This window comes from Lewinellaceae bacterium (assembly GCA_020636105.1).
In the GTDB taxonomy this organism is placed as follows: Bacteria; Bacteroidota; Bacteroidia; order Chitinophagales; family Saprospiraceae; genus BCD1.
The window spans coordinates 1,111,526-1,127,587 of the sequence record JACJYL010000002.1 but is presented as its reverse complement, the minus strand read 5'-3'; the positions used below and the strand labels follow the sequence as shown (position 1 = coordinate 1,127,587).

At 44.0% G+C, this 16,062-nt stretch carries 10 protein-coding genes and 1 pseudogene; 5 read left to right on the top strand and 6 right to left on the bottom strand.

Going from position 1 to position 16,062, the window contains the following annotated elements; genetic code table 11:
- Nucleotides 1-19 precede the first annotated feature (19 nt).
- Nucleotides 20-586, top strand: coding sequence for a DUF1572 family protein (locus H6571_21550; protein ID MCB9326339.1), 567 nt, complete (start codon nucleotides 20-22; stop codon nucleotides 584-586).
- Nucleotides 587-592: 6 nt separating this feature from the next.
- Here H6571_21550 and H6571_21545 read toward each other — a convergent pair whose 3' ends face one another.
- The 5 genes from H6571_21545 to H6571_21525 form a co-directional block, all read right to left on the bottom strand.
- Nucleotides 593-1,591 carry a DUF1028 domain-containing protein gene (locus H6571_21545; GenBank protein MCB9326338.1) on the bottom strand — a complete coding sequence of 333 codons (999 nt, stop codon included), beginning with the start codon at nucleotides 1,589-1,591 and terminating at the stop codon, nucleotides 593-595.
- The gene (locus tag H6571_21540; GenBank protein ID MCB9326337.1) at nucleotides 1,591-2,703 is read right to left on the bottom strand and encodes a hypothetical protein; all 1,113 of its coding nucleotides are present in this window, start codon (nucleotides 2,701-2,703) and stop codon (nucleotides 1,591-1,593) included. Before H6571_21540 ends, H6571_21545 begins: the two co-directional genes overlap by 1 nt.
- Entirely contained in the window at nucleotides 2,700-5,111 is a 2,412-nt protein-coding gene (locus tag H6571_21535) for a hypothetical protein (GenBank protein ID MCB9326336.1), read from the bottom strand. The genes H6571_21540 and H6571_21535 overlap by 4 nt, the downstream gene beginning before the upstream one ends.
- Nucleotides 5,112-5,185: 74 nt before the next feature.
- Nucleotides 5,186-7,057, bottom strand: a complete 1,872-nt coding sequence (locus H6571_21530) for an ATP-binding protein (GenBank protein ID MCB9326335.1) — start codon at nucleotides 7,055-7,057, stop codon at nucleotides 5,186-5,188.
- A gap of 116 nt (nucleotides 7,058-7,173) precedes the next feature.
- Complete coding sequence (locus H6571_21525; protein MCB9326334.1) at nucleotides 7,174-8,919, bottom strand: CHAT domain-containing protein; 1,746 nt, start codon at nucleotides 8,917-8,919, stop codon at nucleotides 7,174-7,176.
- Nucleotides 8,920-9,308: 389 nt separating this feature from the next.
- On the opposite strand from H6571_21525, the gene H6571_21520 reads away from it, so the two are divergent.
- The 3 genes from H6571_21520 to H6571_21510 all read left to right on the top strand — a co-directional run bounded on the left by H6571_21520 (nucleotide 9,309) and on the right by H6571_21510 (nucleotide 15,214).
- Complete coding sequence (locus H6571_21520; protein MCB9326333.1) at nucleotides 9,309-10,298, top strand: DUF547 domain-containing protein; 990 nt, start codon at nucleotides 9,309-9,311, stop codon at nucleotides 10,296-10,298.
- A gap of 247 nt (nucleotides 10,299-10,545) precedes the next feature.
- Complete coding sequence (locus tag H6571_21515) at nucleotides 10,546-12,468, top strand: PQQ-dependent sugar dehydrogenase (protein MCB9326332.1); 1,923 nt, start codon at nucleotides 10,546-10,548, stop codon at nucleotides 12,466-12,468.
- Nucleotides 12,469-12,856: 388 nt separating this feature from the next.
- The gene (locus H6571_21510; GenBank protein ID MCB9326331.1) at nucleotides 12,857-15,214 is read left to right on the top strand and encodes a T9SS type A sorting domain-containing protein; all 2,358 of its coding nucleotides are present in this window, start codon (nucleotides 12,857-12,859) and stop codon (nucleotides 15,212-15,214) included.
- Nucleotides 15,215-15,304: 90 nt separating this feature from the next.
- Here H6571_21510 and H6571_21505 read toward each other — a convergent pair.
- A pseudogene (locus tag H6571_21505) lies at nucleotides 15,305-15,397 on the bottom strand (isocitrate dehydrogenase).
- Between the two features lie 389 nt (nucleotides 15,398-15,786).
- Here H6571_21505 and H6571_21500 point away from each other — a divergent pair.
- Nucleotides 15,787-15,978, top strand: a complete 192-nt coding sequence (locus tag H6571_21500; protein MCB9326330.1) for a T9SS type A sorting domain-containing protein — start codon at nucleotides 15,787-15,789, stop codon at nucleotides 15,976-15,978.
- Nucleotides 15,979-16,062: the final 84 nt, after the last annotated feature.

The window sequence follows — 16,062 nt, the reverse complement described above, 5'->3', positions numbered from 1 at the left end:
GAACAAAAACACTCAAACCATGCAAAATGCTTACTTTACCAGCATCCGCAAACAATTTGAATACTACAAAATGCTGGGAACCAAAACCATGATCCAGGTACCTGACGATAAACTCTTCTGGCAATACAATGACGACAGCAACAGCATTGCCATTATCGTCAAACATATGTGGGGCAATATGCTTTCCAGATGGACGGATTTCCTGACGGCCGATGGCGAAAAGCAATGGCGAAAAAGAGAGGAAGAATTCGAGGCTGATATCCGTAGCCGGAAGGAAATGGAACAGCAATGGAACGAAGGCTGGGATTGTCTTTTTCAAGCCATTGATCCGCTGACGGACGAAGACCTCGGCAAAATCATCTACATCCGCAACCAGGGACATACGGTCACCGAAGCCATCAACCGCCAGTTGGCTCATTATGCTTACCATGTCGGCCAGATCGTCTTTCTAGGCAAAATGATCTGTGGAACAGCATGGCAAAGCCTGTCCATTCCCAAAGGCGGATCCCAATCCTTTAATGAAGAAAAATTTTCCAAACCCAAAGGCAAGGCCCACTTTACAGATGAGTTTTTGAAGGAGGAGTAAAGTTTATTATTCCTTCAAAATCCGCTTCAGGTCTTCCACTGAAACGGCCAGCATCCCGTTTTTTACAATGTGCCGCGTCACCGTTTTCCAGTTGTCACTGGCTTTGAAGCAGGAGGCGAAGATAGGGAGGGCATCTTCCATTTTACCCAGGTTGGCCAGGCTGACGGCATGCCAGTATTTCATTTCGATATTATCGGGAAACATGGCTTCGGCCGTGCTGTATTCTTCGAGGGCTTTGGGGACGTCGCCGTGTTCGATGGCCAAGTCACCGTTGTTCATATGGGTATAGGCCGTATGGACTTTCAGGAGTCGGCGGAGTTCCTTTACCGGGGTAGGGTGGTCCTCCACCCTTAGATCGATGAGGCGATCCACCCACGATTGGCCGGTGGATTCGGGGGCCACCACGAGAATGGCTGCCGATTGTTTGCCGCGCAGGTCACCGCCAGCGGCCTGGGTCGCTTCCAAAGCAATGATGAGTCTTTCCGCCAGGGGTTTGCCTTTTGAACCTTCATAGGCTTTGGCCATCATGGGCCACACCTGATCGCTGGCCATCAGATTGGCCTGGACGGAATATCCGTCGCCTTGTTGTGATCCGGCAAAGTCGATGCAACCGGTGCCGGTATGGGTGGATACATTTCCGCCGGCATCCAGGAAAGCTACCTGGCGAACTTCACGGCCCTCGTCTTTTTTGAGTAACATCTCCAGTGCTTCTTCAGCAGAAAAGCCCATCTTCATCAACTCAAGCCCGTTGGGACCATAAGCAGGATTGACAAAAGACTGGGTGGCTATGACTCCTACTCCGGCTTCCCCCCAGATCACGATGGAGCCGACGGAGAACCAGTGGGATTGCACCGCGACGCCCATCTCACCGGTCTCCCGGTCTATGGCGACAATGGAGTATGTATGAACCAGGGGATTGTTTCCGTAAATTTGTTGGGCCATGATCGGTGAATATTGGAGGAACAGGACAAGGAATGTTATGGAGGCAAAAATACGTTTTGACATTATTTTATCTTTTTCGTTTTAAACAGATAATATCCGAAGCCGGCAAAAAAGCCCAATTGATGCGCCGTGAACTCGTCGTCCTGGAAGTTAAAATTGGTGACCAGGTTGTTGTAGGTGGCATTGGCCGAGTCCCCTTTGGCCATATTGGTCAGTACCCGGTGATAAACCACCCCGCCTTGTGCAAAAAAATGGCGGTAGAGGCGTACTCTTACTGCTCCTCCAACTTTGGCCGACAGAAGAAAATCATTCCTTAAAGGGCCGGTCTCAAAAGCATCGCGGGTTTTTAAAACATCCTGAATGGGGAAATCAATAACAGGAGAGGTGATTTTTGAAGCATTATTATGGGCATACATGCCTCCGAGTTTGATGAAAACGCAGGGGGAGATAATTTTTTCAAACCTGTCCCTTTTTTTGAACTGGTAAACGAGGCCAAGGGCCACTTGTGACCAGTGAACCTGTTCCGTGAACGAAAGGGTGGCCGGTCCGCGTTCCCCTGTCCCGGCATCGAATAAGGCATTTTCAAGGTCGGCAGAATAATGGAGGTAATTTTTATGAAAAGTGTACCCGATACTGGCATCCCAGCGAGAGTTGTTGATGTTAAAAGCTGCTTCAACACCAGCGAACCAACCGAAAAGGTCGCCTCTTTCTCTTTTTAGGTTCAGGTCGAGGAGACCAACCCCTTCAGGAGTTCCATCCATGGCGATACCCTTTAAATTAGGCGAGCCTCCCGCAAAAAAGCTATAGGTGGTGGAGGGATAGGTTTCGAATTTTTCCTGCAGGTACTTCGTTTCAGGTATATTATAGTCAAGGGTGGCAAAGGGATCGATGAATTTGAGGTCTTTGTAATATTTTTCTGCTTTTTCATCCTCCTCGAGGAAAAGGGAGGTTTCAATAAGCAATTCAAGGATCTGAACCCGCAGATCGCTCGAAAGATCCTTTCTCCTCAGACATCCCTTGACCCGTTCTTCGACGCGTTCGATCTTCCCGATCTCTAAATCATGTCTGGCCTTCTGCAGCAATTCATAACAATCCTCGTCTATACCTGTCTGACCCAAAACGGTAAAGGGAATGCCAAGAAACAGAAAGACTATTATCCGGATCACTTTTTTCATTGTTCGCAAACCTTTACTTTTCGTTGAGTGGGATCTTCCATGGCCCCGAAATATTTTATATAATCGTCTTTTTCCAGTTCGTTGTGCCTGATACCCAGCACACCCGACTTATTCTGGACATCGTTGATCTCTCTTTGCTGCGCGAAAAACTTCTCCTGGTTAGCATCCAGGTGGCGGCATAGATAGTTGGCGTAATCTTCCGGGTTGGTGTTCCAAAAATATAAACTGCCGTCCCGGCAACCTGTTATCAGCGTTTTATCATTTTGGGCAAAGGCTACGGTTGTGGCCCAGGAGGACATACCGTCAAAGAGCATGGGTTGGTAGGAAGCCTCCTGGTATTTGCTCATATCCCAAATACTGACACTGCCATCATAACTGGCCACCGCCAGATACTTTCCGTTATCACTAAAGGTAATCGCCGAGATGGAAGCCTGATGAGCCTTGAGAAGATTGTTTTCATCAAAGAAAAAAGGATCATTAGATACATTCAATTCATTGATAGTCAAAATCATAATCCGGCCACTGCTAAAACCATAAACCAGGTAACCATTGGCCTCATCCACTTGGTGAAATGCCACTGTCGTCAGATTTCCGTAAATGTTTTCGGGTAAATTCCTTTCCAATAAATATTCTTCCGGGCCTTTTGACAGGCCATCCAGTTTTTGGGAATAAATCCAGTACGAATAATCCCTGAAAGCGGTGGTAATGCTGTAAGCGATAAAACCATCTTTCTTTTTCCGGATCATGCCAATTTTGGAAGGGACTTTGTCCAGGCTGATGAGCGGGCTTCGATTGTCTCCTCTTTTATAGTTGAAATATTTTTGGGTCACATCACCGAGGATGCCTTCAAACCAGAAATAGGCATGGTCGCGCCCCAGTCCGCAAAAGTTGCCTTCGTCGTCGAAGGCACACTGGTATATTTTTTCCCCGGAATGCGGCAACTTGTAAGTAGAAAGTAAATTGCCATTAGAAGTATTCAGTACCTGGAAATTACCGGATTCGCCGCCCACCAGAAGTCTGCTGCCATCGGGACTCAGGGAGATGGTGTTGACAACGCCTCCTGCCTGGGCGCTCATTTCTTTGATAGAGACCTTTGGTTTTCCAAGATACCTCCAATCGGTCACAGTCCATTTCCTGACTTTACCGTCGCTGCCTGCCGTATAAAAGGCTTTACCATCGGGCGACACAACGATGTCTTTTACGGTTCCGAGGATCTCTTTGATCCTGAAGAAATCTTCCTCACCGGCTTCCACGGCCGCATACAGGGCTTTGACGATGCTGGGGTGGTGAATGTCCCCGACCTCAGCATTGTTTTTATTGATCTTATAAGCTTCCAGGGCAATCAGGGAACGCATATGCGGGTCTTCGATCTGAAGGCTCCTGTTGGCGGCGATACGGGAAGTAATGACACGGTTGAGTTGCTCTTCCTTTAACCTGATAGAGTCGGCAATATTTTTGTTGTCTTCGGCAATTTTCCGCAATTCAATTTCTTCATCTGCTTTGAGTTCCGCTTTTTTTCTCAACCGGTCAAGCTGATCTACAAGAGAAAGGGCTTCTTTCCTTAGTGAATTGATGCTATCGCGGTCAGCAATGGCTTTGTACCGCAATTGGTCGGCGGTATCCCTGGCCTGAAGGGCAATGATCGTTTTTCTTTCTGCATCGGCCCGGGCAGAATCGGCTTCGATCCGGAGAGAATCGGCGGTTTCCCGGGCAATGATTTCCATGGCGATGGCTTCCTGCGTTTTCTTTTTTTCGGCCTCGAGTTTGCTGTTTGTTTCATTTACTTCTTTGAGGTTCAAGGTGGCCCGTTTGTAATTATAAAACGCACCAATGGCAAAAATAGCCATCAATAAAAACAAGACAGTTAAGACAGTATTGATCAACCTACGATTCCGGCGAACGGCAGCTTCCGATGCCCGGACAAATTTCCTTTCCTCTGTTTTGAGGTTAAGCTGGTCTAAAGAAGGGGTAATATAATTCAGGTAAGTTTGGTCGAGCAGCTGATTGCGGCTCATCCGGTCCTGGATAGTCGTTTTGATGGTGCTCAGTACCCTGTTTTCCGCTTCTACCTTTTCATGGGCCTTTCGGGCAATGAAATTGTTGGCCAGTTCAAATTGTTCTGTGAGGGTTTGGCGGAGTAATCCTGATTCGAGCATGTCGTTGAGCAGGGCGTCTATCTGGATGTCCGACAAATTGGACATCTTGCCCATCCGGTCCATGATTTCAGCTTTGGATAGCTGAACCCGGAATCCGTTTTTGACCAGTAAAGACAACAATTTATTGCCGGTACCACCGGCCCGACTTCCCAACTTTGCTTCCAAAGCCTGGATCTGCCTGTCCAGCATACCATCGATAATCGCCCGCGGCTTACCGATACTTTGCAATAAATTGAGGTCTATTTTTTTCACGGTTTATTAATTACGAATTATCTATATAAAATGATTACACCCTTGTAGCACCCTGAAAATGCTGCATAATACCATCACACCTCCCTATACAAACGTTCCAAATACAATTGAAGGTATGTCAGGTTAACTTTGCCGTTGTCTTCGAGTATGTTGCCCACTATTTTATCGATGATCCCTTCATCCTCTACCTGCATGGCTGCTTTTTCCATCATACTCTTCACCACTTCTTTAGCTTTTCTGAAACTCATGTGTTTCACCCGGACCTGTTCTTCCAGCAAGGCGGGCACGAAGGCTTCCAGGTCCTGGAGCTGCGAAAAGAATTCATCTCTTACCACCAGTACCAGGTCGATATTAAGCCTGGATTCCAAAAGATGGCCAAAATGTAAAAATAAATAAGTCAGTTCCTTTTGTTGTTTGATCCAAATGAAAAATTCTTCGAATTGGTCAAAAACGATGATTTTTCTTTCCCCCGGATCGGGTAATTTTTTTTCCCACTTAAAGGCCAGTTTCAGTAGCAATGGTTCTGATCCTGCTACGGGTTCGGTGGACAGGATTTGCTGGACTTCCGGGCTGTCGATAAAAGCGCGGTTGCATCGAATGTATTGTGTGTTGAATAATATTCTCAACCGTGGCAGCAATCCTGCACGGATCAGGGAAGTTTTTCCCACTCCCATCGGACCAATCACCAGGGTGGTGCGTATATCAATGTCGTTTACGATTTTATAAAACAGGTCTTCAAGTTCTTCGTCCCTGCCGTAGAAAATATCGGCAAAATTTTCGGTATAGGGTTCAAAGCCGAGGAAAGGAGTCTCATGGGATTCGTTGATGTTCAGTTCAGCAGGCATCGGGATGCCCTTTGTCCTGGACCTGAAAATTTTGCTGGCCAGGCTGTCGTGGGCCATTTCGTACTGATCATCATCGAGTGGCCTCAATATTCGGCGGTTGACAAAGAAATTCAGATGGATATTGATCCTTATCAGGCTGAAATTGGGCAGCAGGTCAGGTAGCGCAGACCGATGTACCGGAATTTTGGTGCCTTTGTCCGAGACGAAAACTTTCAGAAAGCGCAGGGCTTCGTCCCAGCCGTCTACTTCCCTGGAAAATATCTTCAGTTGCTCATCGAGGAAGCTTTCCAGCACATCGTCGATCTCCCCGATTTCTTCAACGAGTTCATTGTCAAAAACAATCTGATTCGGATCTTTTTCATAAGCTTCACGATACATCTTATCCAGGAAAACTTGCAGGTAGGTTAAGGGTACACGCCCTTTCCCTTCAGTTACTTTGTCGATAATGTCATCGGCAATTTCATCGTAGCAGAGTTCTATATTGAATTTTTCATTGCGGGCAGTACGCAGGATCACTTCTTTAGCCAGGGCGCGGGTCATGGGTTCAATTCTCAGCCTTTTGTCAAAAAGAGTGGGGACCACCTTCTCAAAATTGGACATATGCGCGAGATATTCCTCCCGCATGACGATGATTATTTTACAGGGAAGATCCTGAGTGTCGAGTATGGCTTTGATGGTGATGATCAACTGCTGCTGTTCTTCTTCCGTACCGAGGATAAATAACTCTTCAAACTGATCGAAAATGAGGTAAACGGGACGCAGGTGATCCAGGTAAAGCGAATGCACCATTTGGGGGACGGTATTTCCGTCTTCAAAAGAATTTAAGGAGTCCCGTGCGTTTAATTCGCGAACCAGTGAATCGTTGATGTTTTCCTGTCGCCTGACGTAGATGTCAAACCAGTCACTTTTCTCAAAACGATTGGCCAATCCGCACCGGATGATACTGGTCTTTCCTGTTCCTGACATGCCATACACCAGCAACAGATTAGACTGGTAAGTCATCTGGTACAAAACCTCTACCTCCGTATCTCTGCCAAAGAAGATATCCTGATCTTCTTTTTCATAAGCATCCAGAAATTTGAATGGTGACGATTTTTGCATGTTTTTTCAGTTTAGCAACAGTATGTTCTCAGTCTTCTCTTTACAGTTCTCCGTGGGGCTTTTAGGGGTTAATTATATTTATGCTATTCAGAATTCCAACCGGCAACCAGATTTCCCTACACAATATCAGCCACCGAGGAATCTCCTTCCACGACTTCCCGGTAAAACCGGTCGAACATGTCTTTCACATGGCTGTATTTATCTTTATTGATCGCAATAGTATCTTTAAGATTGTCGGTCAACAGGTAACATACCTCAGCATTTTGCTGGTGGTTGTAGAAAAACAATTTAGAGTTTTTCTGGCCACTGAGCGCATTTTCATCAATCAGGAAGGGAGACAAGTTGAGATTCGGTTTCACATCATCTTCATCATAAAGTAAAATGACCGATTCGTTTTCAGTAAAGGAAGTTGAATAAAGGACATCATCTAACTCTCCAAACGCAGCAGTCAGCTTGTCAAGTATAACGAGGTTGTGTAAATATTCAGGATCCTTGTGCCTTTCTTTGATCAGATCGATCCTCTTGATGGTCATGAGGGTGTATTTGGTAGAGAATCCAATGTGTTTAAAAACTTCACATAAATGGTTCTCTGCCTGGACGCAAAAACTTTCCACTTCATCGCTGGAAACCTTTCCCTTGAGTACTTCCTTCAGTTCTTCCAGGAAGGCACAGGCCTTTCTAAAATCACTGTCGGCGTAAAACTCTTTCCGCAGGTCATCGAATTCGGCCACAAAAGGTTTGACGTTATTGGCTTCGAAGATGTCTCCGAGCGTCCGGATAAGTTCGATATAGTTGTAATTCTTCACCTCATCCGGATTGAGGGAAAGAAAAAGTTTGAGTTGATCGCGATGCAGGTCATCGATCAGCATTTGTTTGTTCTGGTGTTTTTCATCCCACAGTTGGGCGAGCATGATATAAGCAAGAAACTGGGCAGCAATGGAATAAACATTGACAATCTTGGTCAACCGGTCGGTGCTCACGTCTTCGGATTGCAATAATTTGCGAAGGTGGGTTCCCACGGGAGTGGGAAAGGCATCGATGACGGCCACCCGGAGATCCCTCATTTTGGTTTCCCGTCGTTTTCTTTTGGCCTCTTCGATCAAATCGCGTACAGTTTCCGCATAGGGCACAATCGCATTGGCAATGGTCTCCACGAGTTTTTTATTGAGGCTGTCCCCGGACTGGTATTTGAATTTGGCATCCCGAATGATAAAAGAGGCAGCACTCTCCCGGGGAAGTTTCCATTGCAGGATGTCCTCTTTGTCTTTTTTTACATAAAGCCCCCAGGGCAGGATATCAGCACTGTCCTCAAAATCGATATCCAGGCCGCGATGGATTTTTGGTTCAGTGCCCGATTGCATCTGGTAGGAAGACGCAGATAATTTGAAGGCTTCTTCAATCGTATGATCTGTGGCCAGTGCCTTATAAAAGGTATCTGCAAAGTCTTTGGCAGCAGGATCGGCCACGGGAACGCTGGTTGCAATTACGGCCGGAATCCCCAGACTGATCAGTTTTTCGACTTGCGCTTTGGTAGAACATCCGTTCAGGAAAACCAATTTCAACCCCGGCTGTAGCGCCAGCAGGTTTGCCAGCCCGTCGGAATCAGCTGCTCCCTCTTCTAAAAAAACACTCTTGATTCCGGCATGACCGGCATAGTGAAAAATGACTATCCTGTCTTTAAAAATCGTAATATATTTACTCAGATCCTTGATCCGTGCGGAGGGCTCGGTATGCAACTGTACATACTGCTGGCTTTCCAAAGGGATCAGGTGATCGCTTATGGCCCGGCGCTCATCATCCAGCAAAGCAAGATGGTCGTCGTTGTCATTGGAAAAAGCCAGAAATATTACAGGGGAGTTCATTTTTGAATAATGATAATTTTTTAAAAGTTGAGTATCAATTTTTCGAAATGACCACTTGGTAATGCTATTGGATCACTTGCTTGTTTGGTAAATTTAAAATAAAAATTATTGTTTCATAATTTAAAAGATAACATAATTTATTTTCCTAACGTATTTTTTGTCAAAAGCAACATTTAACCTCTGATCCTTAAAGTTAATTGTCCGCAGCCAAACAACTTTAATTATTTTTGTGAACAATTTTCAGGTATCCTCATTTGTTAAGAAGTAGAATCCGGAAGTTACGGACAAAAATCGGGATTGTTTTTGCCCATTCACTTTTTATCACCATTATTAAAACGCTAAAAATGTTTCCAAAACAATTGTCACTTTTCTTTTTTATGCTCCTTTTTATGTCTTGCAGTCAGGCAAATCCCTCCCCGGTAACATCCGATGCTGATAATGGGGAAGTGTCGCAGCACAATGATACGGCATCCATTGCAGTGATTCCCGTGGATAAACAGGAGCCTGAAATCCAGCAAAAAAACAGTCCTGATCAGGTTGTCATAAAAATACCATCTCCCCAAGTCTCCCCCGAAAAAAAAGAAGCAAAGGAGTTGCCCCAAAAGGATAAAACGAATAAGGAGCCTGAAGCCACGATTATCGAAGTCCCGGATCAACCCAAACCGGCTGAAGATCCCGAATTGACAACAGGAACAACACCCTCAGAAATAGAAAAGCTCCCGGTCGCAGAAGTAAAAAAACTATCTCACGACGCGTGGAATGAATTGCTCCAGAAATATGTGACGGCAACCGGCAAAGTCAATTATTCAGGATTAAAAGCCGATAATGCCAAACTGCAATCCTACCTGGATCTCCTGGCTGCCAACCCTGTGCAAAGTTCCTGGACCCGCAATGAAAAAATGGCCTACTGGATCAATGCTTACAATGCTTTTACCATCAAGTTAATCGTCGACCATTACCCGGTTTCGAGTATTACAAAAATAGAAGGAGGCAAACCCTGGGATAAAAAATGGATAAAACTCGGAGACAAAACCTACTCGTTGAATCAAATTGAAAACGAGATCCTGAGACCCCAATTTGGAGATTCGCGCATCCATTTTGCAGTAAACTGTGCCGCAAAATCCTGTCCTCCTTTGCTCAATCGCGCCTGGACAGCGGATAACCTGGAACAAAATTTTGAAGCCCAGGCCGTTAAGTTCGTCAACAATCCACAATTCAATGTCATCGCCGAAAAAAAGATTCAGCTCTCAAAAATATTTGAATGGTACGCCGGCGATTTTGGAGATATAGTCAGTTATCTGAATAAATATTCCAAATTGAAAATCAATGCCAATGCAAAGGTAACCTACCTGGAATATGACTGGGCGTTGAATGAGTGATGCCAAAATGCTGCAATGCTGCGATTTTTTGATGCTGCGATGCTAAAATGTTTTGAACAGTCTTGCACCATAGCATCGTATCATCATAGCATCGTATCATCGTATCATCGTATCATCATAGCATCGTATCATCGTATCATCGTATCATCACAGCATCATTCTGTCTCCTAAATTGCAAAAACAGGGTTGCAGGTTGAGGCTTTCTTGAAAATTAAATTAACTTTATTTTTTTAATAAAAACTTTGAGATGAACCTCTGTCTACTTCAAAATAAGGGAAGCGAAAAGCTGCTTTCCGGATGTTTCTTTTATTCAAATCAGCCACTTATTTATTTTTATGTGTTCCTGTTTTGGTTAGGGGGAAGTCATTTTAGTCCGCTTTGGGGCCAACCTGAAATCTCCATTGAAACCATTGCCACCGGGTTTGATTCTCCGGTAGATATTGTCAATGCGGGAGATGAACGGCTATTTATTGTAGAGCAGGATGGCGTGATCAAAATCATTGACGGAGATCAGCAGGTGCTGGCCACTCCTTTTCTCGATATAGATCCGGCGGTGGGATCTAATGGTAATGAGCAGGGATTACTCGGTTTGGCTTTTCATCCCAATTATGCAGCGAACGGATATTTTTATGTGTATTACACCCAAAACAATGGCAATACACGCGTCTCAAGGTTTTCGGTAGATGGATCCAATCCTAATATTGCCGATCCCAACAGTGAATTCATCCTCCTGGAAGCCACCCAGCCTTTTTCCAATCACAACGGAGGGTCGTTAAAATTCGGCCCCGACGGTTACTTGTATATCGGCCTAGGGGATGGAGGTTCGGGTGGAGACCCGAATGGCAATGGACAAAACAGGCTGACCTTTTTAGGGAAAATTTTGCGAATAGATATAAACAGCGGCAATCCTTACAGCATCCCGGACACCAATCCCTTTGCTTTTGAGGATTCTACCCTGGACGAAATATGGGCCTTGGGCGTTAGAAACCCCTGGCGTTTCACCTTTGACAGAGTTACGGGGGATATGTGGATCGCCGATGTAGGGCAAAATAATTGGGAAGAAATCGATTTTCAGCCGGCCGGTAGTCCGGGGGGACAAAATTACGGGTGGCGTTGTTACGAAGGCTTGGTTCCTTATAACAACAATCCTGATCAATGTCCGGATGTCAGCCAAATCACTATGCCTATTCATGTGTACAGCAATGATTTTACCACCGGCTGCTCAGTCACGGGCGGTTTCGTTTACAGGGGAGAAGCTTTTCCCGAGTTGTATGGCCATTATCTTTTTACCGATTTTTGTTCTGGAAGAATTTGGTCTATCACTCCGGATGGTGCCGGTGGATGGAACGACGTTGAGTTATTGAATTCCACCAACAATGAGTTCAGCAGTTTCGGAGAGGATGTTGCAGGCGAACTGTACCTTGCCGGTCGCACGAGTGGAAAAATTTATAGCATTGTAGATGTTTGTTCCACTTTTGCCGTGGCGGGACAGGTAACCAACGAAACCTGTGCAGGAGATAGCGATGGCAGCATTAGTTTATCGGTGGAAAACGGGACTTCCCCTTACAATATTACCTGGTCGAATGGATCTACCTTAGTGAATAATTCAAGCTTATCCAGTGGAACGTATAACGTGACTGTTCTGGACAATAGCGGCTGCGAACGTTCCGAGACTTTTGAGGTTACCAATGGCTCACCCGTTGCGCCAGTTGTCGGAGTGGTCGACAATAGTCTGAGTGTTCCGGATATTTATGCTGAATATCAATGGTTGTGGAACGGCAACGCCATTTCAGGGGCCAATCAACCAGCTTATGAGGCTGAAATCAGCGGAAATTATAGCGTTGAAGTCACCTCGGCAGCAGGTTGCATCGCTGTTTCAGAAGCGGTTCAGATCGTGGTGAATACACTGGATGAACTGCAAATCAATAACTTAACAGTGAGTCCCAATCCTTTTAAGGACAACATTCATGTGGAGGTTGATGCCAAAAGACCGGGTGACTATCAATTGACAGTCCGGGATTTAAATGGTAAAAAACTATTTGAAAGTCGCGAAAGCATAAATCTTATTTTTGAAAAAAACATTTCCCTCAAAAATCTTCCGGCAGGTGTCTACCTCTTTTCCATTGAGCGAAACGGGCTGGAGGTTACTAAAAAATTAACCAGACAATAATAGTAAAAATAAGGAACAATTTTGATGGTGAAGGTTGAGTCCATTGATCGTTTAAAAACAGTTCCGGGTTTTAATATTAAATCAAACAAGAATTTAAATAAACTATGGCTAAACTGTACAAAAAAAACTATATATTTAGTCGTCAAATTTAAGGATAGATATTGTGTAGACTGCCCGACTGAAAAATGGCAAAAAGTGCTCTCGAAATTTTGAACTACATCAATGGCAAGTCTATCTATGTTTCGTTTTTTAATATTAAGAGATCACCCACCAAAACACTCAAGTCATTCCTCAGTTTGGCATATATTAATAATATCGATTCCTATAATTTATTAAAAATAACCACAGGAGAGTGGGTTTATGTTTGTTTAACCAAAAAATAAAGATTATGTATTTTTTTACGCTACAAAATTATAACAAAAAATTCCAAGGTGGATTGATACTTACAATCATGTTGCTGATGGCTGTCCAGATTGTCAATGCACAGTCCCACCGACTAATTATCACTGAACCTACCGGGATTGCAGGAGAATATGAAATGCTCGCCGGAGGATTTGGTGCTGCTTCATGTAGTATTAATAATATTACAGCTGAGGCCAATTTTGTTGTTGATGGTACCGGTGGTACCCTGGCCTGCGATACTGTCACCAATGATTTGACCGGTAAAATTGCCTTTCTCGACCGGGGTGATTGTAATTTTTCTTTAAAAGCTTATCATGCTCAAGAGCAGGGAGCCGTAGCTGTTGTGGTTTGCAACAATGTGGCGGATGCCATTTTTTCTATGGGCGGTGGCGATTTTGGTGATTTGGTTACCATTCCTACTCTGATGATGTCCTTACAGGATTGCAATATCATCCGCCCAGAATTAGAAGGCGCAACGGTTACTATTGTCCGGAATGACTTCATCGACATGTCTGGCGAAACAGTAATTTGGGAGGACCAATTTGATGGTGGTTTTGGTGATTGGACAGTGAATAATATTTCCTGTGGAGGAACCCCAACTGACACCTTCCAATTATGGAGATGGTCTGCTTTTGGAAATACTACCGGAAGTAGTTGTGGAGACAATAATATTATTTCTCCTAGTAGTTGTAATGGTGCGGCTGTATTTGCTTCAGATGCTTATGACAACCTTCCTGGTGCTGATTGTGGAACTGGTGGAGGGCCTTGTTCTGCTATCCAGATTGGCGAATTGATTTCTCCTCCTATTGATTTGAGTAATTCAACTGCTGCCGGTGTAAGTCTAAGGTTTTATCAATCGGTACGACAGTATCAAAGTACATTTTTTGTCGGTTATAGTATTGATGGAGGAGTTACTTGGGATAGTACAGAAATTAATCAAGAAATTGCTGTAAATGAATCAAATGTGGGGACTCCAGTTATAAAAATTCCTTTAGTAGGAGCTGTTGGCCAACCTGACGTAAGAGTAAAATTCCGTTACGAAGCAAACTATTACTACTGGATCATCGACGATGTCCAAATCGTAGAGCAGGAAGCCAACAACCTGAGAGTAAACGAAAATTTCTATGCCACCCCTGCTAACGCTATGACACCACTAAGCCAGGTAGAACCTTTGCTATTCCTGGCTGATGTTGAAAACGTTGGTGCTGTTGATCAGAACAACGTCATATTAAACATGAGTATCACGGATCAGGATAATAATGAGGTATTTAGTGCGGATAATGATTATGGTACTGTTCCAGCGAATACCGCTGTAGAAAACGTTCTTTTTCTGGATACTTATACACCAACTGCCGAAGGTTTGTTCAATGGCACATACAGCATTTCTGCCGATGCGGAAGATGATGATCCAACCAATAATACCCAAGCGTTCGAATTCATGGTTTCGGATACCACCTTTGCCAAAGAATTTGGCGCTACCCGGACTATCCTGCCTGCGGCTTCAAATTATGATGATGGAGCACCCTTTTCCTATGCTTATGGCAACCATTTTTATATAGCCAATGGTACGGATGCAAATGGCAATCCATATGTATCTCGGAGTATGAGTTTTGCGCTACAAGGCACTCCGGAATCTGCGGGTAAGGAATTAGTAATAATTCTGTACAAATGGGAAGACACAGACCCTGATGCCATTACCCCTCAAGCAGAACCAGAAGAAAGAGAGCTTATCAATTATGCCATTTACCTCATCCAGGGGGATGAAGTTGAAACGGATATTATAACGCTTCCATTTGAAGATGGACCCACTGTACTGGAAGAAGGTGCTCATTATCTTCTAATGGTTGAATATTCGGCAACCGAACAAATTAGCGTAGTTTTAGGTGCCAGTGATGTTATTGATTATTCAGCCGCCATCTTTACCTCTAATTTGGCAGGCACACCTCGTTTTGGCAGTTTTCTTGGGGTACCTTCTGATGGAGACCTTTTTGGAGTAGACTATAATTCAGTAGGATTTGGTAGAGACCTGGTTCCCGTAGTTCGTTTAAATGTTACTCCTTCTGTATTGGATGGTATTAATGTTCAGGTATTGAAAAACGAATTCAAATTGTTCCCTAATCCAGCCAGCGATCAGATTAGTATTCAAATGAACCTGAAAGAATTGGCGAAAACGGCAACGGTAAGAATTTATGACATTGCCGGTCGTCAAATCATGCAAGAGACTTACGACAACATCCAAAAAGAACGCTTAACCTATAACCTCAATAATTTTGCAGCAGGTACTTATAAGGTACAAGTTGTAACAGACAAAGGAATGGGTACCAAGCTTTTTGTTGTGAAATAAAAGTTTGTTTTTTGTTTTTTGAATTAAAAAGGGCAACTTCTTTTTAGAAGTTGCCCTTTTTAATTCATATAGAAGAAGTTCTGGTACGGATTACATATTGGCAATTACCGCACCACCAAACTCAGAACACTTTAATAAAGTAGTTCCGTCCATCAGACGATAAAAGTCATAAGTCACCTGTTTTCCAGGTAAATTTAGAAACTCACCTCCTTCGGGGGGGATGTTCATTAGGCTATGCCTTCAATATTTCTCCCAATGTTTGGGGGAGGTTGGAAGGATAGCTTTGTGGGATAGAAAGCTCTGCCTTCTGCCTTTGTGTCAAGCCTCCTTCTCAGAAGATGGTGGTTGACTTATGGAAATAACTATGATCATGAGTTACCAGAAGTTTATGGTGTTCCTACTGATATTGATGATGAATTTCAACCGATCGAATACTGGTACTTTAAAGGAATAGGTTTTGATGAGTGGGAATTTGATGGTGTAAACAAAACAGAGAGCCTGTATTTAATCAAAAAACCATCAAAGAATATTCATACCCGGCAACCAATAATGTCTGGGTAGAATTCGAACTATTGGAAGATTCCAAATTAGCCATCGATCTTTTTGACCTGGCGGGACGCCGGGTAGCTTCTGGAGGAACTAAGGATTTAGTTGCAGGAGCACATGGTGAAAATATTGAATTGAATAATTTACCACAAGGAACATACATGGTTCGCCTGCAAATAGAAAACCAGGTGGAAACGTTCAAAGTAATTATAAAATAATCTTGAGTTAAGTCTCTTTTCAGTCAAAAACGAGGGGGAATTCATTTTTACTGCCCGTTTTTGTCTTTGAAATGATAAAAGAGG

Coding starts and splice junctions, on each gene's coding strand:
- H6571_21550 (MCB9326339.1), top strand. CDS start 20: ATGCAAAATGCTTACTTTACCAGCATCCGCAAACAATTTGAATACTAC.
- H6571_21545 (MCB9326338.1), bottom strand. CDS start 1,591: ATGTCAAAACGTATTTTTGCCTCCATAACATTCCTTGTCCTGTTCCTC.
- H6571_21540 (MCB9326337.1), bottom strand. CDS start 2,703: ATGAAAAAAGTGATCCGGATAATAGTCTTTCTGTTTCTTGGCATTCCC.
- H6571_21530 (MCB9326335.1), bottom strand. CDS start 7,057: ATGCAAAAATCGTCACCATTCAAATTTCTGGATGCTTATGAAAAAGAA.
- H6571_21525 (MCB9326334.1), bottom strand. CDS start 8,919: ATGAACTCCCCTGTAATATTTCTGGCTTTTTCCAATGACAACGACGAC.
- H6571_21520 (MCB9326333.1), top strand. CDS start 9,309: ATGTCTTGCAGTCAGGCAAATCCCTCCCCGGTAACATCCGATGCTGAT.
- H6571_21515 (MCB9326332.1), top strand. CDS start 10,546: ATGAACCTCTGTCTACTTCAAAATAAGGGAAGCGAAAAGCTGCTTTCC.
- H6571_21510 (MCB9326331.1), top strand. CDS start 12,857: ATGTATTTTTTTACGCTACAAAATTATAACAAAAAATTCCAAGGTGGA.